Source organism: Bradyrhizobium sp. NC92, from assembly GCF_025200865.1.
Taxonomy (GTDB): domain Bacteria; phylum Pseudomonadota; class Alphaproteobacteria; order Rhizobiales; family Xanthobacteraceae; genus Bradyrhizobium.
The window spans coordinates 1,172,573-1,190,346 of record NZ_CP104171.1 but is presented as its reverse complement, the minus strand read 5'-3'; the positions used below and the strand labels follow the sequence as shown (position 1 = coordinate 1,190,346).

Below are 17,774 nucleotides of genomic sequence, written 5' to 3'. Positions count from 1 at the left end.
CGACTAAAGACGCAGCCCCTGCGGCCCTGCCGCAGGGGCTTTTCCTTGAAGCTTCTGGGCAAATCGTATTGAATTGCGGTGGCGTCGCCAAAAACAATCAAGCCAAGAAAAGGGACGCGCACACCAAGAAAAAAACAGGGAGATTGGAATGCCTGCTGTCACCGGCAAATTTGCGGCCGCGTCACTGGCGCTCGCGCTCATTGCAGCTGCGACCTCCACTGCATCGGCCCAGAAGAAATACGATACCGGCGCGACCGACACCGAGATCAAGATCGGCAACATCATGCCCTACAGCGGACCGGCCTCCGCCTACGGCATCATCGGTCGCACCGAAGCCGCCTATTTCAAGAAGATCAACGAAGAGGGCGGCATCAACGGCCGCAAGATCAATTTCGTCTCCTACGACGACGCCTATTCGCCGCCGAAGACGGTGGAGCAGGCGCGCAAGCTGGTCGAGAGCGACGAGGTGCTGCTCGTCTTCAACTCGCTCGGCACGCCGCCGAACACGGCGATCCAGAAATACATGAACTCGAAGAAGGTGCCGCAGCTGTTCGTCGCCACCGGCGCCACCAAGTGGAACGATCCGCAGAACTTCCCGTGGACGATGGGCTGGCAGCCCAACTACCAGAGCGAGACGCAGATCTACGCCAAGTACATCCTCAAGGCCATGCCGAACGCCAAGATCGGCGTCCTCTACCAGAACGACGATTACGGCAAGGACTATCTGAAGGGCCTGAAGGACGGCCTGGGCGCCAAGGCCGCGAGCATGATCGTGCTGGAGGAAAGCTACGAGACGTCGGAGCCGACCATCGACAATCACATCGTCAAGCTGAAAGCGACCGGCGCCGACGTCTTCATCAACATCACCACGCCGAAATTCGCGGCACAGGCGATCAAGAAGATCTCCGAGATCGGCTGGAAGCCGACGCACTTCCTCAACAACGTCTCGGCCTCGGTCGGCAGCGTGATCAAGCCCGCCGGCTTCGAGAATTCGCAGGACATCATCTCGGCCGCCTATCTGAAGGACGTCTCCGATCCGCAGTGGAAGGACGACGCCGGCATGAAGGCGTTCCTGGAGTTCATGACCAAGTACTTCCCCGAAGGCGACAAGCTCGACGGCGGCACCATCGTCGGCTACGGCGTGGCACAGACGCTGGTCGAAGTGCTGAAGAAGTGCGGCGACAATCTCACGCGCGAGAACGTCATGAAGCAGGCCGCGAGCCTGAAGGACTTCCGCACCGAAGTGCTGCTGCCCGGCATCAAGATCAATACCGGGCCGAACGACTTCGCGCCGATCAGCTCGCTCCAGCTCATGAAGTTCAAGGGCGACAAGTGGGATCTGTTCGGTGACGTGATCAGCGCCGACGCCGGCGGCTAGAAGCTGCAAAGCGCGGACAACGAGCCCCCTGCGCCGATCACGCAGGGGGCTTTTCTTTGCGCGGCAATTTTGATCACGCGATTGCACAATCGAATGATGGCAAAGGCCGCTTACGCTTTGGCGCACGATGCGGTAGGCAGATGGCGGCGACCTCGTCGCCGCCACTCCCGTCTGCTCAAGGCCATCGTCCATGACCGACCGACGCCCCCTGCTCCGCGCGCTTTACGACGCCGCCGTCGCCGCCGCCCATCCCAACGTGGTGCTGGCCCCTCACCTGCGGCCTGCGCCCAGGGGGCGCGTGATCTGCCTCGCCGCCGGCAAGGGCGCCGGCGCGATGGCCGCGGCCGCGGAGCGGCATTATCTCGACGCGCTGGGATTGGCGCCGGAGTGCCTCGTCGGCATCGCCACCACGCGCCACGGCTACGGCGTGCCGACGCGCCGCATTCGTGTGGTCGAGGCCGGTCATCCCGTGCCCGACGAAGCCGGCCTGAAGGGCGCGGCCGACACCCTCGCACTCGCGGGCGAGGCCGGGCCGGACGATCTCTTGCTGGTGCTGCTCACCGGCGGCGGCTCGGCCAACTGGATCGCGCCGGTGGAGGGCATCAGCTTCGCGCAGAAGCAGGCGGTCAACAAGGCGCTGCTGCGCTCGGGCGCGCCGATCGGCGAGATGAACGTCGTGCGCAAGCACCTGTCGCGGATCAAGGGCGGCCGTCTCGCCCGCGCCGGCAGGAACGCCGCGGAGATCGTGACGCTCGCGATCTCCGACGTGCCGCACGACGATCCTTCCGCGATCGCCTCCGGCCCCACCGTGCCTGATCCGACCACGCTGGCCGATGCGCGCGCGATCGTGGCGAAATACAAGCTCGACATCGACGATGCGGTGCGCCGCGCGCTCGACGAGCCCGCCAATGAAAGCGCCAAGCCCGATGACGCCGCCTTCGCGCGCGCGTCGTTCGAGCTGATCGCGCGGCCCAAGCAATCGCTGGACGCGGCGGTGAAGCTCGCACGCGAGTCCGGTTACGAGACCATCGATCTCGGCGCCGATCTCGAAGGCGAGGCGCGCGAGGTCGCCGCCGACCACGCCAGGCTGGCACTTCAGGCCCGCGCGCAGGGCAAGCGCGTCGCGATCCTGTCCGGCGGCGAGCTCACGGTCACCGTGCGCGGCAATGGCCGCGGCGGGCCGAACCAGGAATACGCGCTGGCGCTGGCCTCGCTCTTGAAGGACACGGCCGGCATTTCGGCGCTGGCCGGCGACACCGACGGCGCCGACGGCGGCGCCGGCCACCCGACCGACCCCGCCGGCGCACTGATCGATGCTGCGACGTTCGCGAAGATGAAGGCGCTGGGACTCGAGCCGCAGGCCTATCTCGACAACAACGACGCGACCACGTTCTTCGAGGCGACCGGCGACCTGTTGCAGCCCGGCCCGACGCTGACCAACGTGAACGACATCCGGGTGATTTTGGTGGATTGAGGCGCCTGCCCCAACAACGGTGTCATTCCCCGCGAAAGCCGGGAATCCAGTACGCCGGGCCTTCTCCGCATCTCACTAAGGCCTCTGGAATACTGGATCGCCCGCCTTCGCGGGCGATGACGGAGTAACTCAAAACTCGTTGGCGATCTTCGCGAGCATTCCGATCAGGGCTTCGCGGTTGGCCTGGCCGAGCAGATCGTTCAGCCGGGCCTCGTGCTTGGTGGCGACGAGCTTCTTCGCCCGCGCCAGCACGGCCTTGCCCTTGTCGGTCAAGACCAGGATGTGCGAGCGGCGGTCGTTGGTGGAGCGGATCCGCGCGCAAAGGTCGCGGCTCTCCAGATTGTCGAGCATGGCCACGAAGTTCGGCCGGAGGATGCCGAGCGTGGAGGCGATCTCGGTCTGGTTACGGCCGGGGTTCTTCTCGACCAGCAGCAGCACCGAGAACTGCGCCGGCGTCAGCTGGAGCGAGGCCATGCAGCGCAAGAAATTCTCGAACACCTTGAGCTGTGCACGTTTCAGGACATAGCCCAGCTGCTCGGAAAGCTCGCCGAGTTGGAGGGCTTCAGCCTGCGGCTCGCCCGCGTCCTTGCGGCCCTTGGCCGCCTCGGCAGGCTTTTCGGAAGACTTTTCAGCGGTTTTGGAAACGGTCATCGCCTCGTGCTCGTAATCCCGCTAAATTCGGGACGGGTTCGTTCCCCGCCCTTGAAGTTATATTTGATAATTGTTATGGACCATATCAAATATCGCATGCGTTTTTCAATGGCTGTGAGCGGACCGTCCACCACAATCAGGAGGACCGGTCCGGATTAAGGGGGAGCGTCCGGTCTTGAATACCACCATCATGCTGTTCCTGCTGCAGGACGGCATCACCAATGGCGCAATCTACGCGCTGCTCGGCCTGGCGCTGGTGCTGGTGTTCGCCGTCACCCGCGTCATCCTCATTCCCCAGGGCGAATTCGTCACCTATGGCGCGCTGACCTATGCCTCGCTGGCCGCCGGCCAGATGCCGGGCACGGCTAAGCTCGCGCTGGCGCTCGGCATCGGCGCCTTCGCCTTCGATCTGTTCGTCGCGCGCAAGGCGCTGCATGGGCGGCTGATCGCGCGCAGCTTCACCGCCAATGTCGTGCTGCCGGGCATCGTGCTGGCGCTGACGCTGTATTTCGCCGCCCAGAAGCCGCCGGTCGCGGTCTGCATCGCGCTGTCGCTGGTGATCGTGGCGATGATCGGCGTCTATCTCTACCGCATCGCCTTCCAGCCGCTGGCGCACACCTCGGTGCTGGTGCTGCTGATCGCCTCCGTCGGCGTCCACCTCGCGCTGCAGGGCCTCGGCCTGTTGTTCTTCGGCGCCGAAGGCCAGCGCGGGCCTGCCGTGCTGTCCGGCGCCTTCACCGCCGGCGCGCTGCGCTTCACCGGCCAGAGCATCACCGTCTACGCCATCACCATCGCCTTCATCGTCGCCCTCTGGCTGTTCTTCGGCCTGACACTCTATGGCAAGGCGTTGCGCGCCACTGCCGTGAACCGGCTCGGGGCACGGCTCGCGGGCATCCGCACCACGCTGTCGGGCCAGATCGCTTTCCTGCTGGCCTCCGTGATCGGCGCGCTCTCCGGCATCCTGATCGTGCCGATCACGACCCTGTATTATGACTCCGGCTTCCTGATCGGGCTGAAGGGCTTCGTCGCCGCGATCATCGGCGGCCTCGTCAGCTATCCCCTCACCGCCGTCGCGGCGCTGGTGGTCGGCATCGTCGAGGCGTTCTCGTCCTTCTATGCCTCCAACTACAAGGAGGTGATCGTCTTCATGCTGCTGATCCCCGTGCTGCTGCTGCGCTCGCTCGCCGCGCCCGCGGTCGAGGAAGAGAAGGACTGAGCCCGATGCAGAGCCGGCTTCCCATCCTCGTCTTTGCACTTGTCATGGCGGCGATCCCGTTCATCCCGGGCGTGCCCCCGTTCTGGATCGTGCTGCTCGACAATATCGGCCTTGCGGCCCTGGTCGCGATGGGCCTCGTGCTGCTGACCGGCGTCGGCGGCCTCACCTCGTTCGGCCAGGCCGCCTTCGTCGGCTTCGGCGCCTATACCACCGCGGTGCTGTCGACCGCCTACGGCCTGTCGCCCTGGCTGACGCTGCCGCTGTCGCTCCTGGTCAGCGGCTCGCTCGCGGTGCTGCTCGGGCTGATCACCGTGCGCCTCTCGGGGCACTATCTGCCGCTCGGCACCCTCGCCTGGGGGCTTGGGCTGTTCTACCTGTTCAGCAAGCTGGAGTTTCTGGGACGTAACGACGGCATCTCGGCGATTCCGCCGCTGTCGATCGGCACGTTCAAGATGCTCTCGCCCGGCTCGATCTACTACGCGATCTGGGTCGCCGTGATCCTCTCGGCCCTGCTGACGATGAACCTGCTGGACTCCCGCACCGGCCGCGCCATCCGTGCGCTACGCCGCGGCCATGTCGCGGCCGAGGCGTTCGGCGTCCACACGCCGCGGGCCAAACTGCTGGTGTTCATCCATGCCGCGGTGCTCGCCGGCCTGTCCGGATGGCTCTACGCCCATCTCCAGCGCGCGGTGAACCCGACGCCGTTCGGTGCGCATATGGGCATCGAATATCTCTTCATCGCCGTGGTCGGCGGCGCCGGCTATGTCTGGGGCGGCGTGCTGGGGGCGGCAATCGTCGTGATCCTGAAAGAGGTGCTGCAGAGCTATCTGCCGTTGATCCTGCCCGGCTCAGGCCAGGTCGAGACCATCGTGTTCGGCATCATGCTGGTGGCGCTGCTGCAGCTTGCGCCCGGCGGCCTCTGGCCCTGGCTGATGTCGTACTTCCCCGAGCGCACCGATGGCAAGAAGCCGGACACCTCGCTGAAGCTGGAGCATCGCGCCCGGGCGCCCGCCGAGGCCGGTGTCCTGCTTCAGGTCGAGAAGGCGCGGAAACAGTTCGGCGGCGTGGTCGCTGTGAACAATGTTTCCTTCGACGTCCAGGCCAAGGAGATCGTCGCGCTGATCGGCCCGAACGGCGCCGGCAAGAGCACGACCTTCAACCTGATCACCGGCGTGCTGTCGGCGACCTCGGGCTCGATCTCCGTGCTCGGCAGGAAGGTCGACAACGCGCCGCCGCAGGAGATCGTCAAGCTCGGCATCAGCAGGACCTTCCAGCACGTCAAGCTCGTCCCCGACATGACCGTGCTGGAGAACGTCGCGATCGGCGCGCATTTGCGCGGCCATTCCGGACCCGTCTCCTCGATGCTGCGGCTCGACCGCGCTGATGAAGCCAAGCTCCTCGCCGAGGCCGCCCGCCAGATCGAGCGCGTCGGCCTCACCGAGCAGATGCACCAGTTGGCAGGCTCGCTCTCGCTCGGCCAGCAGCGCATCGTCGAAATCGCGCGTGCGCTCTGCGTCGATCCGATGCTGCTGCTGCTCGACGAGCCGGCGGCGGGCCTGCGCCACATGGAGAAGCAGCGGCTCGCCGCGCTGCTCCGCGAGCTGCGCGACGGCGGCATGAGCGTGCTGCTGGTCGAGCACGACATGGGCTTCGTCATGAACCTCGCCGACCGCATCGTGGTGCTCGATTTCGGCACCAAGATCGCCGAAGGCACGCCGGCGACGATCAAGACCAATCCCGAAGTGATCAAGGCCTATCTCGGAGTGGCGGCATGAGCACGTTGTTGTCCGTCACCGACGCGCATGTCGCCTATGGCAAGGTCGAGGCAGTGCGTTCGGTCTCGCTCGAGGTCGGCACCAACGAGATCGTCACCATCGTCGGCGCCAACGGTGCCGGCAAGACCACGCTGCTTTCGGCCATCATGGGCGTCCTGCCGCTGAAAGGCCGCGTCGCCTTTGCCGGGCAGGATCTCGCCCGGCTCGACATCGAGGACCGCGTCGCGATGGGGCTCGGTCTCGTTCCCGAGCACCGCGAATTGTTCGTGACCATGAATGTCGAGGACAATCTCGAGCTGGGCGCGTTCCGGATCGAGCGCAGCAAGGCGAAAGCCTCGATCGAGCGGGTCTATGCGCTGTTTCCGCGCCTGAAGGAGCGGCGCAAGCAGCTCGCCGGCACGCTCTCCGGCGGCGAGCAGCAGATGCTCGCGATGGGCCGCGCGCTGATGGGCGAGCCGAAGCTCTTGATGCTGGACGAGCCGAGCCTGGGCCTTGCCCCGATCATCGTCGCCGACATCTTCCGCATCGTCACCGAGCTCCGCGCCGCCGGCGTCTCCGTGCTGCTCGTCGAGCAGAACGCGCAGGCCGCGCTGAAGATCGCGGACCAGGCCTATGTGATGGAGCTCGGCGAGTTCGTGCTCAGCGGCAAGGCCAGCGACATCGCGGCCAACGAGCGGGTCGCGGCAAGCTATCTCGGCTTCCAGCACGAAGGCGCGAGCGTGATTTAGCGATGTAGCGCTGTTCTTCCCTTCTCCCCTTGTGGGAGAAGGTGGCGCGAAGCGCCGGATGAGGGGTTCTCTCCACCCGCAAGATTGCTCGTGAGGATAGAGACCCCTCACCCGTCTCGCCGCCCCGCGGCGAGCCACCCTCTCCCACAAGGGGAGAAGGTGCACCGCGCAGGCTGCTTTAGCTTTCGTTGGAGGCTAAGCTCGCCTTCTCCCCCTTCAGCGCCGCAACCTCCGCCTCCAGCTCCGCGATCCTCGCATCCCTCGCCGCCAGCGCGGCCGCGACGTCGGACGCGTCGAATTTCTGCGGGATGTGCTGCGGGCAGTTGGTGTCCCAGGCCGCGATCTTGAACAGAATCACCTGCTCGGGGCGGGCACGATAACCTTTCGGCATCAGTGACGTGGTCAGGGCTTCGTCATCCTCGACCACGCGCGCCTCGCCCCAGATCTTCACACGGCGGCGGTGGGCGTAGTCCATCACGAAGATGTAGGCTTTGGGATTCTCCGAGAGGTTCCCTTGCGTGATGAACTGCTGGTTGCCGGCGTAGTCGGCGAAGGCGAGCGTCTGCTTGTCCAGCACCTTGAGAAATCCCTTCGGGCCGCCGCGGTGCTGGATGTAGGGCTGGCCGTCGGCTGAAGCGGTGGCGAAGTAGAAGCTATTGGCGTCGGCGAGGAAGGCGGCGAGATTGTCGTCGACCTCGGTGCGCCAGCCGCGCTGCTCGCTGCGTGCATAGGCCTCGCGCGAACCCTTGCGGGCCTGGATCGTCTTCACCGCCGGCGAGAAGGCCACGTCGCTGGCATAGGTGTGGACTGCGGTCGTCATCGGAACATCTCCTGAAATTCCGGCGCATGCTTGCGTCTTTCGCGCCTAATCTGGACCTTTCGGCGCCTAAAACAATTGAGCACCTTGACACTTCATCATTGCGATATATGCAATAATGTCCCATGGACCGCCTGGAAGCCATGCACGTCTTCGTCACGGTCGCTGATCTCAGCGGCTTTGCGCCGGCCGCGCGAAAGCTGCGGCTGTCGCCATCGGCGGTGACGCGGCTGATCGCGGCGCTCGAGGAGCATCTCGGCGCGCGGCTGCTGCAGCGGACCACCCGGCAGGTGACGCTGACCGACGTCGGCACGCGCTATCTGGAGCGAGCTCGGCGCATCCTCGCCGATGTCGAGGAGGCTGACGGCTCGGCGCGGGAGGAGCGCAACCGGCCGAGCGGGCGCCTCGTCGTGTCGGCGCCGGTCGGCTTCGGCCGGCTGCATGTCGGGCCGGTCATGACCGCCTATCTCAAGCGCTATCCCGAGGTCACGGCCGAGCTCCGGCTGTCGGACCACCTCGTCAACCTCGTGGAGGACGCCGTCGATGCAGCGGTGCGGATCGGCCGCCTCGCCGATTCCTCGCTGGTGGCACGCCAGGTCGGCGAGATGCGGCGGATCGTGGTGGCTGCGCCCGGCTATTTGAAGCGGCATGGTGAGCCGAAGACGCCGGAAGCGCTCGCCACGCACCAGACCATCCAGTTCGGCCCCTGGTCCGAATGGCGCTTCCTGCGCGACGGCCGCGATATCGGGCTGCCGCTGTCCCCTCGCTTCATCAGCAACAGCGCCGACGCCGCCCTGCAATATGCCGAGGCCGGCGGCGGCGTGACGCGGGTGCTGGCCTATCAGGCCGCCGAGGGCCTGAAGCGCGGACGCCTGAAGATCGTGCTGGCGAAGTACCAGCAGCCGGCGCTGCCGATCCACATCGTCTATCCGACCTCGCGTCTGCTCTCGGCCAAGGTGCGCGCGTTCATCGATCTCGTGGTGGAGACGGCGGAGTGGAGGTTTGGGTAAGTGCGTGTCCCGCCCCGCTATCTCCACATCGTCATTGCGAGCCAACGGGTCCGCGCGTAGCGCGGCCCGATGACAGGCTCCGCGAAGCAATCCAGAGTCTTTCCGCAGTGGCAGTCTGGATTGCTTCGCTACGCTCGCAATGACGGGGCAAGGGGCGACATCGCGGCCCACCTCACGAGCATCATCCCTTCTTCGGCACCACCCGAAACGTGCCGCTGGCCCGTGCGATCACGGCGTCGTCCGCCTTCACCAGGCACTGCGCGAAGCAGATCGTGTTCCCGGTCTTGATCGCCTCGCCCTCGACCGCGAGCCATTGGCCGATCTCGGCGGCGCCGACATAGTCGACCGACAGCGAGATGGTGACGAACGACGTCGTCCAGCCCGTCGCCTGGGCGCAGCTGTAGCCCATGGCGGCGTCAGCGAGCGCCGCGATCAGCCCGCCGTGAATCAGCCCGCGGGCGTTGGTGTGCGGCGTCGCCAGGCGCAGTCCGACGGTGACGCCCTTGTCGGTCTTCTTCGAGTAGAGCGGCTCCCAGGGATCGGTCAGCGGCGCTTTGCGGAAATGCGGCTCGTAGCCGGCGGGGATGTCGGTGAAGGTCATGGCAATCTCGCTTCATTGCTTTGGCCGCATTGGAAGCGAATGAAGCGGCGAATGCATCACCTACAAAGCTTTAAACGGAATTTGTGCAGGTGTTTGAAACGAGCTCCGCCGTCGCCTCACCAAGACTGTCATCACCCGCCTTGTGCGCAATGGCGCACCGGGGCGGGTGATCCAGTATTCCAGAGACGGCAGTGGTTGAAATCGAAAGGCCGCGGCGTACTGGATGCCCCGCCTTCGCGGGGCATGACAGTTGCCCGAGCAACGATCCGGTCGGCCCGGGTCGATGATTGCGACCTTTGCCCGCAATACTTGCTCCGCCCGATCCTGTAGGCTTGGGTCCGGGGCCTGCTTGTCGCACGGGCTCGCAGACGATAATTATAACATATAACGTTTGCGCAAAGGGGAGAGCGGTCGTCGCCCGAGCAGCGACAAATCCATGCAACATGGCTGACGTAGATGGCGCGACACCGCGCGCCTCAGTTCCGGCTTGAACGCGCCGGCCAATTAGATAACATGTTAATTAACGAGGCCGGGCCAACGAAGCCCGCCGTCGCAAAAGGGAGAGACGCGTGATGAGGAAAGCCTGTCTGGCCTTGCTGCTGGCAGCAAGCGTGAGCCCAGCGCTCGCGCAGGACAAGACCTTCGATCTGAAGATCTCGCATTGGGTGCCGGCCTCGCATCCCCTGCAGAAATCGCTGGAAGACTGGGCCGCCGCCGTCGAGAAGGATTCCGGCGGCACCATCAAGGGCAAGGTGTTTCCGGCCCAGCAGCTCGGCAAGGCCTTCGACCATTACGACATGGCGCGCGACGGCATCGCCGACGTCACCTATGTCAATCCCGGCTACCAGCCCGGCCGCTTCCCGATCATCGGCGCCGGGGAATTGCCGTTCCTGATCTCGGACGCCAAGGGCGGCTCGATGGGGCTCGACGCCTGGTACCGCAAATTTGCCGAGAAGGAGATGAAGGACGTCAAATATTGCCTCGCCTTCGTCCACTCGCCCTCCTCGTTCCATTCCCGCACCAAGAAGATCGTCAACCCCGAGGACGTCAAGGGCCTGAAGATCCGCCCGGCCCACGCCACCATGGCGAATTTCGTCACCTCGCTCGGCGGCACCAACGTGCAGTCCTCGGCGCCGGAAGTGCGCGACATCATCGAGCGCGGCGTCGCCGACGGCGTCACCTTCCCCTGGGGCTCCCTGGTGCTGTTCGGCATCGACAAGGTGACCAAGTACGACATGGAAGCGCCGCTCTACACCACGACCTTCGTGTTCGTGATCAACAAGGACAAGTACAATGCGATGTCCGACAAGCAGAAAGCCGCGATTGACAAGAACTGCACGGTCGAGACGGCGGGCGCGGTCGGCGAGCACTGGGGCAAGTTCGAGGACGCCGGCATCGACAAGGTGAAGGCGGAATCCAACCATGAGGTCTACAAGCTGACGCCCGAGCAGATCGCGGCCTGGAAGAAGGCCGCCGAACCGCTGGTCAAAACCTGGGGCGACGGCGCCAAGAAGGCCGGCGCCGATCCGGATGCGACGCTCGCGGAGCTCAAGGCCTCGCTGAAGAAGTACAACGCGCTGGCGGAGTGACGCGGCGCCGGCGCGGCGACTTTCTCTTCCCCCTCGCCCCGTTCTTACGGGGAGAGGGTCGGGGTGAGGGGCTGCCTCCGCAAAAACAGTGAGAGATGGCCTCGCGGAGAGTCCCCCTCACCCGCATCGCATCTCCGATGCGATGCGGCCTCTCCCCGCGCGCGGGGAGAGGCGAAGAGCCGCCGCTGGAGCCGGGATCAAGCAATGACAGCACACGACGGAACACACCCCGCAAGGCGCTCCTGGATGGATCGCGTGATCGACTCGATCGAATGGATCGCGGCCGGCTTCGTCGGCATCGTCGCGCTCGACATCTTCCTGTCGGTGCTCTTGCGCAACACGCTGAACTATTCGATCCCCGACAGCTTCGACATCGGCCGCATGCTGCTCGGCATCCTCATCTTCTGGGGCATTGCCGCGACCTCCTATCGCGGCACCCACATCACGGTCGACCTGGTCTGGGGCAATGTCGGGCCGCGTCATCAGCGCTGGATCGACGTGTTCGCGACGCTGGTGCTGCTGTTCGTCGTCACCGTGCAGACCTGGACGCTGTTCGACAAGGTGCGCGGCACCTACAACGACAACGTCCAGACCTTCGACCTGCACATGCCGACCTGGCCGTTCTTCGCGGTCGCCTGGATCGGTGACGTCTGCGCCGTGCTGCTGATCGCGATCCGCACCTACCGGCTGATCTTCCATCCCGAAGAGATGCACGACCCCAAGATCAAGGCGACGGAGTAACCATGAGCACCGATGCCGTCGCCGTAATCGGCTTCGTTTCCCTCTTCGTCCTGATGCTGCTGCGCGTGCCGGTCGGCATGGCCATGGGCCTCGTCGGCGTGTCCGGCTTCGCCTATCTCGTCAACGGGACTGCCGCGCTGAAGCTGGTCGGCCAGACCTCGATGCGCACGGTCACCGACTACACGTTCGGCGTCATCCCGATGTTCCTGCTGATGGGCTCGTTCGTGTCCCATTCCGGCATGAGCCGCGAGCTGTTCCGCGCCGCCAACGGTTTCGTCGGCCATCTGCGCGGCGGGCTCGGCATTGCCACCGTCGGTGCCTGCGGCGGCTTTGCCGCGATCTGCGGCTCGTCGGTGGCGACCGCCGCGACCTTCTCCGCCGTCGCCTATCCCGAGATGCGCCGGTTCGGCTATCCGCAGTCCTTCGCCACCGGCGTGATCGCGGCCGGCGGCACGCTGGGGGCGATGCTGCCGCCCTCCACCGTGCTCGCGGTCTACGGCATCATCACCGAGCAGGACATCGGCAAGCTGTTCATCGCCGGCATCATCCCGGGCCTGCTCGCGATGACCATGTACATGATCACGATCTTCCTGATCGGCTATTTCCGCCCAGACTTCCTGCCCAAGGGCAAGGTGACGCCGTGGCGCGAGCGCTTTGCCGGGCTGAAGGAGATCTGGGCACCGGTGCTGCTGTTCATCTTCGTCATCGGCGGCCTCTACGGCCTGCCCTTCCTGCCGCGCTTCACGCCGACCGAGGCCGGCGGCGTCGGCGCGACCGGGGCCTTCATCATCGGCGTGCTGACCGGCCGGCTCGACCGCGAGAAGGTGCTGGCCTCGCTGTTGCAGGCCACGCGCACCGCGGCTGCGGTGTTCACCGTGCTGATCGGCGCGCTGATCTTCGGCTATTTCCTCACGGTGACCCAGACGCCGCAGAAGGTGACGGAATTCCTCACCGGGCTCGGCCTTGGTCCCTACGGCGTGCTGGCCCTGATCATGGTGATGTATCTCGTGCTCGGCTGCCTGATGGACGCCATGGCGATGATCATCCTGACCGTGCCGATCATCTTCCCGGTGATCATGCATCTCGGCTTCGACCCGATCTGGTTCGGCGTCATCATCGTCATGACCGTCGAGCTCGGCCTGATCCATCCGCCGGTCGGCATGAACGTCTTCGTCATCAAAAGCGTGGTGAAGGACGTGTCGTTCTCGACGATCTTCAAGGGCGTGATCCCGTTCGTGGCGACGGACCTGGTGCGGCTGGTGATCCTGATCGCCTTCCCGCTGCTGGCGACCTGGCTGCCGACGCGGATGATGGCGCATTGATGCTTTGAGTCGAGACAGTCGCCGCGACGGCAGTAAGCCCCCTCGCCCCGCTTGCGGGGAGAGGGTTGGGGTGAGGGGAGCCTCCGCGGGGACGCTGGCAGTTGGACTCGCGGAGACTCCCCCTCACCCGGAATCCGCGCTACGCGCGCATTCCGGCCTCTCCCCGCAAGCGGGGAGAGGCGAAGAAGGCGGCGCCTTCTAACATGAAAGTTGGTGTGACCGATGGCCCCTATCCTCGAAACGAAATACGTCTTCACCATCACCGCGCGGATCGGCGACGTCGTCACCGCCGGCGAGACCGGGATCGGCGTCCGCCGGATCATTCCGATCATCGGCGGCGAGGTGACGGGCGCGGTCCGGGGAAAGGTGCTCCCGTTCGGCGCGGACTTCCAGACCATCCGGCCCAACGAGCTGATCGATCTCGAGGCGAAATACGCCTTCGAGACCGACGACGGTGCGACCGTCTACGTCGAGAACAGAGGTATGCGCTTCGGCCCGGTCGAGCTCCTGCACAAGCTCAAGCGCGGCGAGCCGATCGATCCGAAGCTGATCTATTTCCGCACCGTGCCGAAGTTCGAGACCGGGCACGAGAAGTACCGCTGGCTGATGGAGCACATCTTCGTGGCGTCAGCGGCTCGCCATGCGGATCGCGTTGTGATCGACGTGCATCAGGTGATGTGAGGGCCAGGCCGTAGGGCCCCTACCCGGATCGCGCCGGACGATGCTGCGCATCGCCGGAGGCAATCGGGGTGAGGCGAAGACGCCTACAACGTCTCTTGCTTATGCCCGCAGTTCTTGCAGGCGAACTTGACGCGGGTCTGGCCTTTCTCCGCCTGCACCCGGTTCGGCGCTCCGCACTTGCCGCAGACGGCCTCGATACGGGTCGAGCCCTGCTTGACCACGATGGTCTTCTTTTCCATCGATTCGCGGATCAGGCGCTCGGCCTCCTCGCGCAGGGATTGTTTCGACAAAGCTCGTCTCCGCCTCTGGAAAGCGCGAGAGCCATATCGCACCTGCACGCGAAGCACAATGCGCCCGTCCTGCCGCAGGGGCCCCGCCGCCCCACATTGCGGCGGGACCGTTCGCTCCTCACGCCGCCTTGGAGACCTCCATCAGCAGCCGCTCGGCCTTGGCATCCTCGATGCGGTTCACGAGGCGGCTGCTCTCATGATTGTCGCGCACGGTCTTGGTCAGGGTGACGCAGGTCTGGATCATCATCACGATGCCCATGGTGAGATAACCCTTCATCCAGAGGTCGATCGGCAGGAAGAAGATGCCGATGGCGACGAGGAAGGCGGACGCTGCGAAGGACGCGTAGGTAAAGCTCACCCAGGCGCCGCTGTGGGGCTGGCCGGTTTGATTCATGATCGTCTCCTGTTGTTTCGAATGATGATTGCGTTCGGCTTCAGGCGTGAGTTCAGGCCGCCGGCATGCGCTTGGACTTCAACCGCGCCAGCACGTCGTCTGCGGTCGTCTTGAGCCGGGGGCCAAAGCCCTGCTCGGCGAGTTTTTCGGCGGTAGCGAGCGGACCGGTGGCCGCGTCGAGCTCGACCAGGGCATCGTCGGCCGCCTGAGCCTCCATCTGCCGCTCGCGCAGACGCCTCAGCGTGCCCTCCGCCTCCGGCAATGTCGATTCATAGGGGCGCGCGGCCTCGATGCCGCTGCGGCGAAGCGAGCGCACCGCGTCAGAGGCACGCGCGATCCGGCGACCGCGATCGAGCTCGGTGATGCGGGCCTGCGCGTTGGCGACGTGGCGCTTCAACCGGGCGATCTCGGTCGCGAACAGCGCGCGCGCCGTCATGGCCGCATCGCGATCGGCCTCCAGGGCCGCAATGGCTTCGGCGGCCTCCTTGGCGAGGTCCTCGCGGCCGCCATCCAGCGCCGCAACGGCGCGGGTCTCGAGATCGGCGATGCGCGCATTCGTGGCCTCGAGCTTCCGGCCTTCCTGCTGGTCCTGCGCGATCGCCAGCGCCAGCGTGCGCTTGCTGCGCTCGACGGCTGCGGCCGCATCGCGCATCTGTTGGTCCAGGATCAGAAGGGCGGTGCGGTCTTCCAGTTCCTCGCCCGCAGCGGCGACGCTACCGCGGAAGAGGGTCACGACGGTCTTGAACATTGGTTGCTCCCTGTCTATGAGCGTTGCTCACAATTTCTTTGTAGCAGGAATCTTGAACTTCGTTCAATAAAAACTTGAGCGACGCTCACGGACTTGGTTAAAGATGGCTAAAGCTCTGGAACGGCGAGAGAAATTGCGTGTCGCCCTGATCCAGGCGGCCGAGCGGATGATCGCCGAGCGGGGGTTGGCGGGCCTGAAGACCCGCGATTTGGCCCGCGAGATCGGCTGCGCCAATGGCGCGGTCTATAATCTCGTGGCGGATGTCGATGAGCTGATCCTGCAGGTCGGCTCGCGCACACTGCTCCGGCTCGACGAGGTGCTGACTTTCGCGACGCGTGCGGGCGAGCCATCGCCACGGGAATCCCTGATCCGCATCGCCCTCGCCTATTGCGATTTCGCCGCCGAAAATCTCCAGCTCTGGCGCGCGCTGTTCGAGCACCGCATGGAGACGGGCAAGCTGGTGCCGGATTGGTCGGCGCACGACCAGATGCAGCTGTTCCGTCATATCTACCAGCCGCTGGCCGCGCTGTTTCCCGGGCGCAGCCCGGAGGAACTCGGCATCACCGCGCGCAGCCTGTTCTCGGCCGTGCATGGCATGGTGGCGCTCGGGCTGGAGCAGAAGCTGGTGGCGGTGCCGTTGCCGGCGCTGCGCAAGGAGATCGCCGGCCTCGTGCGCGCCATGATCGACGGGCTGGCCGCGCGCGATGTGAAAAAGGGAGCGGCGGCGGCTGACTAAAATTTCACCTGTCGCATCGCCAGTAGCGCGCTTAGCCTTCGAGCCGTCCCTCACCTCTCGGAGTGCCTCATGCCCCTCCTCATCCGCGGCGGCACCGTCGTCAATCACGATCATTCGCGCCGCGCGGACGTGCTGATCGACGGCGAAACCATCGTCGCGATCGGCGCATCGCTCGATGCGCCGACAGCTAGCGAGATCATCGATGCAGGGGGCGCCTACCTCATTCCGGGCGGAATCGATCCGCACACCCATCTCGAAATGCCGTTCATGGGCACCGTCACGGCCGACGATTTCGAATCCGGAACCAAGGCGGCGCTGAGCGGCGGCACCACCATGGTGGTGGATTTCTGCCTGCCCGATCCCGGCCAGTCGATGCTGGCAGCCTATCAGGAGTGGCGGCACAAATCCGAGAAGGCGGCCAGCGACTACGGCTTCCACATGGCGGTGACGTCGTGGTCGAAGCAGATCCATGACGAGATGGAGACCGTGGTCAAAACCTACGGCATCAACACCTTCAAGCATTTCATGGCCTACAAGGGTGCGCTGATGGTGAACGATGACGAGCTCTACAACTCGTTCGCGCGCTGCGCCCATCTCGGCGCCATGCCTGTTGTCCATGCGGAGAATGGCGACGTCGTCGCCCTGATGCAGGAGGCGCTGATCGCGCGCGGCGTCACCGGCCCGGAAGGGCACGCCTATTCACGGCCGCCGGAGGTCGAGGGCGAAGCCACCAACCGCGCCATCATGATCGCCGATATGACGGGCACGCCGGTCTATATCGTGCATACCAGCTGCCGCGAGGCGCATGAGGCGATCGCGCGGGCACGCGCCGCGGGCAAGCGCGTCTATGGCGAGCCGCTGATCCAGCATCTGCTGCTGGATGAGAGTGAATATCAGAACAAGGACTGGGATCGTTCCGCCCAGCGCGTGATGTCGCCGCCGTTCCGCGACAAATCGCATCAGGACAGCCTCTGGGCTGGCCTGCAAGCCGGCTCGCTCCAGGTGGTTGCGACCGACCATTGCGCCTTCACCACCGAGCAGAAGCGGTTCGGGCGCGGCGATTTCAGGAAGATCCCAAACGGCACCGGCGGCCTCGAAGATCGCCTGGCGCTGCTCTGGACCGCGGGCGTCGCCACCGGGCGGCTGACGAAAGAGGAATTCGTCGCGGTGACCTCGGCGAACATCGCGCGCATCCTCAACATCTATCCGCGCAAGGGCGCGATCGCCGTGGGCTCGGATGCCGACATCGTGGTGTGGGATGCCAAGGCGAGCAAGACCATCAGCGCCAAGCGGCAGATGAGCCGGATCGATTACAACGTGTTCGAGGGTTTTGCCTGCACCGGCGGTGCGGCCGCGACGCTGTCGCGCGGCCGTATCGTCTGGAAGGATGGCGATCTGCGCGCCGAGGCCGGCGACGGGCGCTACGTCGAACGTCCCGCCTTCTCGCCGGTGCATGTGGCAAATTCGACCTGGAAGGAACTGACGGCTCCGCGCGCCGTCGCACGCAGCGCGGTAACACCATAAGCCATCGCGCTCGCTGGCAGACGTCCGGGCAACGACAGCCTCAAGCTCGGAGAGACTTAGGAACGAACGGCTGGAGGCCTCGTTGTCGCGCATATTTCC

At 65.3% G+C, this 17,774-nt stretch carries 18 protein-coding genes; 12 read left to right on the top strand and 6 right to left on the bottom strand.

Annotated elements, in window-relative coordinates; genetic code table 11:
- The first annotated feature begins 148 nt into the window (after positions 1-148).
- The gene (locus N2602_RS05590) at positions 149-1,378 is read left to right on the top strand and encodes an ABC transporter substrate-binding protein (protein ID WP_172784956.1); all 1,230 of its coding nucleotides are present in this window, start codon (positions 149-151) and stop codon (positions 1,376-1,378) included.
- 190 nt (positions 1,379-1,568) lie between these two features.
- The gene (locus N2602_RS05585) at positions 1,569-2,852 is read left to right on the top strand and encodes a glycerate kinase (protein ID WP_260382014.1); all 1,284 of its coding nucleotides are present in this window, start codon (positions 1,569-1,571) and stop codon (positions 2,850-2,852) included.
- A 129-nt stretch (positions 2,853-2,981) separates the two neighbouring features.
- Here the strand turns inward: N2602_RS05585 and N2602_RS05580 are convergent, their stop codons facing one another.
- Positions 2,982-3,503, bottom strand: a complete 522-nt coding sequence (locus N2602_RS05580; RefSeq protein WP_172784958.1) for a MarR family winged helix-turn-helix transcriptional regulator — start codon at positions 3,501-3,503, stop codon at positions 2,982-2,984.
- Positions 3,504-3,678: 175 nt separating this feature from the next.
- Here N2602_RS05580 and N2602_RS05575 point away from each other — a divergent pair, with 175 nt between their 5' ends.
- Genes N2602_RS05575 through N2602_RS05565 form a run of 3 tightly spaced genes read left to right on the top strand, consistent with a single transcriptional unit; the run spans position 3,679 to position 7,222 of the window.
- Positions 3,679-4,719 (top strand): branched-chain amino acid ABC transporter permease, encoded by a 1,041-nt coding sequence (locus N2602_RS05575; protein WP_212254133.1) that lies wholly within the window; start codon positions 3,679-3,681, stop codon positions 4,717-4,719.
- A 5-nt stretch (positions 4,720-4,724) separates the two neighbouring features.
- A complete protein-coding gene (locus tag N2602_RS05570; protein ID WP_260382013.1) occupies positions 4,725-6,494 on the top strand; it encodes an ABC transporter permease subunit in 1,770 nt (589 codons plus the stop codon).
- Entirely contained in the window at positions 6,491-7,222 is a 732-nt protein-coding gene (locus tag N2602_RS05565) for an ABC transporter ATP-binding protein (protein ID WP_260382012.1), read from the top strand. Before N2602_RS05570 ends, N2602_RS05565 begins: the two co-directional genes overlap by 4 nt.
- A 178-nt stretch (positions 7,223-7,400) precedes the next feature.
- Here N2602_RS05565 and N2602_RS05560 read toward each other — a convergent pair whose 3' ends face one another.
- A complete protein-coding gene (locus N2602_RS05560) occupies positions 7,401-8,042 on the bottom strand; it encodes a pyridoxamine 5'-phosphate oxidase family protein (protein ID WP_212254131.1) in 642 nt (213 codons plus the stop codon).
- A gap of 122 nt (positions 8,043-8,164) precedes the next feature.
- On the opposite strand from N2602_RS05560, the gene N2602_RS05555 reads away from it, so the two are divergent.
- Positions 8,165-9,049 carry a LysR family transcriptional regulator gene (locus tag N2602_RS05555; RefSeq protein ID WP_260382011.1) on the top strand — a complete coding sequence of 295 codons (885 nt, stop codon included), beginning with the start codon at positions 8,165-8,167 and terminating at the stop codon, positions 9,047-9,049.
- A 181-nt stretch (positions 9,050-9,230) separates the two neighbouring features.
- Here the strand turns inward: N2602_RS05555 and N2602_RS05550 are convergent, their stop codons facing one another.
- Positions 9,231-9,650: a PaaI family thioesterase gene (locus N2602_RS05550; RefSeq protein WP_212254129.1), complete on the bottom strand. Its 420-nt coding sequence runs from the start codon at positions 9,648-9,650 to the stop codon at positions 9,231-9,233.
- Positions 9,651-10,222: 572 nt separating this feature from the next.
- Here N2602_RS05550 and N2602_RS05545 point away from each other — a divergent pair.
- The 4 genes from N2602_RS05545 (at position 10,223) to N2602_RS05530 (ending at position 13,983) form a co-directional block, all read left to right on the top strand.
- Positions 10,223-11,239: a TRAP transporter substrate-binding protein gene (locus tag N2602_RS05545; protein WP_172785227.1), complete on the top strand. Its 1,017-nt coding sequence runs from the start codon at positions 10,223-10,225 to the stop codon at positions 11,237-11,239.
- Positions 11,240-11,443: 204 nt separating this feature from the next.
- A complete protein-coding gene (locus N2602_RS05540; RefSeq protein WP_210268232.1) occupies positions 11,444-11,980 on the top strand; it encodes a TRAP transporter small permease in 537 nt (178 codons plus the stop codon).
- Between the two features lie 2 nt (positions 11,981-11,982).
- The gene (locus tag N2602_RS05535) at positions 11,983-13,302 is read left to right on the top strand and encodes a TRAP transporter large permease (protein ID WP_172784965.1); all 1,320 of its coding nucleotides are present in this window, start codon (positions 11,983-11,985) and stop codon (positions 13,300-13,302) included.
- Positions 13,303-13,524: 222 nt separating this feature from the next.
- Complete coding sequence (locus tag N2602_RS05530; RefSeq protein ID WP_260382010.1) at positions 13,525-13,983, top strand: DUF3237 domain-containing protein; 459 nt, start codon at positions 13,525-13,527, stop codon at positions 13,981-13,983.
- A gap of 83 nt (positions 13,984-14,066) precedes the next feature.
- On the opposite strand, the gene N2602_RS05525 is transcribed toward N2602_RS05530, so the two are convergent.
- The 3 genes from N2602_RS05525 to N2602_RS05515 form a co-directional block, all read right to left on the bottom strand.
- Complete coding sequence (locus N2602_RS05525; protein WP_018648496.1) at positions 14,067-14,273, bottom strand: hypothetical protein; 207 nt, start codon at positions 14,271-14,273, stop codon at positions 14,067-14,069.
- A gap of 118 nt (positions 14,274-14,391) precedes the next feature.
- On the bottom strand, positions 14,392-14,667 hold the full coding sequence (locus N2602_RS05520; RefSeq protein WP_212254126.1) for a YiaA/YiaB family inner membrane protein: 276 nt from the start codon (positions 14,665-14,667) through the stop codon (positions 14,392-14,394).
- A 52-nt stretch (positions 14,668-14,719) separates the two neighbouring features.
- A complete protein-coding gene (locus tag N2602_RS05515; protein WP_172784968.1) occupies positions 14,720-15,415 on the bottom strand; it encodes a PspA/IM30 family protein in 696 nt (231 codons plus the stop codon).
- A gap of 103 nt (positions 15,416-15,518) precedes the next feature.
- Here N2602_RS05515 and N2602_RS05510 point away from each other — a divergent pair, with 103 nt between their 5' ends.
- Positions 15,519-16,151: a TetR/AcrR family transcriptional regulator gene (locus tag N2602_RS05510; protein WP_260382009.1), complete on the top strand. Its 633-nt coding sequence runs from the start codon at positions 15,519-15,521 to the stop codon at positions 16,149-16,151.
- A gap of 69 nt (positions 16,152-16,220) precedes the next feature.
- Positions 16,221-17,675: a dihydropyrimidinase gene (gene hydA, locus N2602_RS05505; RefSeq protein WP_260382008.1), complete on the top strand. Its 1,455-nt coding sequence runs from the start codon at positions 16,221-16,223 to the stop codon at positions 17,673-17,675.
- Positions 17,676-17,774 lie beyond the last annotated feature (99 nt).